This is a genomic window from Mesorhizobium sp. M7D.F.Ca.US.004.03.1.1 (assembly GCF_003998635.1).
Lineage (GTDB): Bacteria > Pseudomonadota > Alphaproteobacteria > Rhizobiales > Rhizobiaceae > Mesorhizobium > Mesorhizobium loti.
Map to the genome: position 1 here is coordinate 1 of NZ_RZQG01000916.1, position 2,301 is coordinate 2,301.

Here is a 2,301-nt window from a genome sequence, read left to right on the forward strand (position 1 = left end):
ATCGCAAGAAGGTCATGATGACCATCCGTGAAGGGGTGACCTGGCACGACGGATCACCCTTTACCGCCGAGGATCTTGCGTGGTCACTCGACCGCGCCGGCAAGGACGAAACTGGCAACCCGATCCAATCAGTCTGGAAGAACGTCACCAATTTCAAGACCGACGGCAACAAGGTCACCGGCGACGTGGTGCAGTTCGACCCTGTTTACTTTAAGTGGATGTCCTTCCTCACCGGCTATGTGCTTCCGAAGGCCTATTACGAGAAGGTCGGACCGGAAGGCTTCGAGGCAAAGCCGATCGGAACCGGCCCCTATATGGTCGACAAGTTCGAGCGCAACGCTTTCCTGCGGCTGAAGGCGAACCCCAACTACTGGGGCGGCAAGCCGGCTTTCCAGGATGTCACAATTCGGTTCGTGACCGACACGGCAAGCCGGGTGGCTGAGATCGAATCCGGATCGTCCCAGGTGACCCTCGAGGTCCCCTACGAGGAGTATGACCGGCTGATGGCTGCTGGCAATCTTGCCGGCTCATGCAAAAACATCTCCGATATCGGGATGGTTTTCTTCAACGACATTGAGGTGATGCTGGACGCCAATGTGCGTAAGGCCGCCGTTATGGCGATAGACAAGAAGCTGCTGGTGGACCGCCTGCTGCGCGGCTACGGACGGCCGCTCGATACGTTGCAGACCCCGGAATACCTGGCCTTCGATCCGTCCATCAAGGTGGAACACAACCCTGAAAAGGCGAAAGAACTGCTCGCTGCTTCAGGCTATTCCACTGATAAGCCGGCAAAATTCGTCATTCAGACGACCAAGGGCTTCAAGCCCAAGGACTACGAGATGATCCAGGCAATCGTCGGTATGTGGCGCAAGGTCGGCATCGAAGCCACGATCGAAGTCTACGAGGTCGCCAAGCATTTCGAGCTGCGTGTGGCCGACAAGCTCGCGCCAGCGGCATTCTACAACTGGGGCAATTCGATCGGCGATCCGTCCACGTCCACCGGTTTCGCTATGTTCGGCCCTGGGCCGGGCTCCGTCTGGGATAGCCAAGATCTCGTTGCGGCCATTGCGCCGCTGTGGACAGAAGCCGACGAGGCCAAGCGGATCGCGGGCTACAAGGCGGTCGACAAGATGATCGCGGAAAACGCTTATGTATTGCCCCTTGTGCAGTACGCCCAGCCGATCCTTCATTCGAAAAAAGTGAATGTCGTACCGCATGTTTCCGGCGCGCTCCTCCCGGCGCTCATGACACCGGCGGCTTAAGCCGCCGGTGTCATGAGTTTGCGTGTCGGCTGGAATGTTGCCCCCCATCGGGGGGCAACCTGCTCGGCTATGCATAGCGCTTCTGAAACAGCCATATCCTGATCACCTCTCCGGACTTCCCAACATGATCCTGAACCGACTGGTTCTTCGGTTGCTAACGATCGCCATCACGCTTCTGGGCGTTTCAGTCGTGGTCTTCGTCATTATCCGCGTCGCGCCCGGCGATCCGATCGCCATGATGCTCCCGCCCGGAGCCACCCAAGTCGACATTGATCGCCTGCGCGCCTTCTACGGTTTGGACAAGTCGCTGGTGGAGCAATACTTCATCTGGGTCTCCGGCGTGTTGCAGGGCAACTTCGGCACATCGATCTCGTTGCGCCAGGATGTCATAACGCTGGTGCTTGCCAGGCTCCCGGCGACGCTTGAGCTATCGACGTTTGCGCTGCTGATCGCGCTGCTGATCGGCGTGCCGCTCGCTGTCCTTGGCACGCGCGAGCAGGGCACCGCTGCGGAGGGGGCGATAGATGTCGCCAACGGCGCCGTGCTGTCCATACCTGATTTCTTGTGGGGGCTGGTGCTGATCCTGCTGTTCGGCGTTCTGGCCCCCATCTTCTACATATCGGGCCGAGTGTCGCCGGATCTCAACCTGCAGTTCTCGACGCAATTCTATCTGATCGAGAGCATCGTGCGGCTACGCTTCGACGTAACGCGGGATCTGATGAGCCACATGGTCCTGCCGGCTCTGGCGCTGGCGCTGCCGCTGGCGGCGATCATTTCGCAGCTGCTGAAGATGTCGCTCAAGGAGGTGATCACGCTGGACTACGTGACACTGGCGCGGGTGAAAGGGTTTTCGGAAACGCAGGTCATCCTGCGCGAGGCGCTGAAGAACGCGGCGCTGCCGACGCTGACGCTGGTCGGCGTGCAGTTCACCTTCCTCATCGGCGGCACCGTCATCGTCGAACGGCTGTTTTCCTATGAGGGCCTCGGCAATATGGCGATCGATGCCGTCATCAACCGCGACCTGCCGCTGATCCAGGGC

2 protein-coding genes are annotated in these 2,301 nt (G+C 59.6%); both read left to right on the forward strand.

Features of this window, described 5'->3' with window-relative positions:
* Positions 1 to 1,262: ABC transporter substrate-binding protein (locus EN935_RS31835; RefSeq protein ID WP_127374009.1), on the forward strand; the 1,262-nt coding region annotated here is incomplete at its 5' end.
* A 124-nt stretch (positions 1,263 to 1,386) separates the two neighbouring features.
* A partial coding sequence (locus EN935_RS31840; protein WP_164771522.1) for an ABC transporter permease occupies positions 1,387 to 2,301 on the forward strand: 915 nt, incomplete at its 3' end.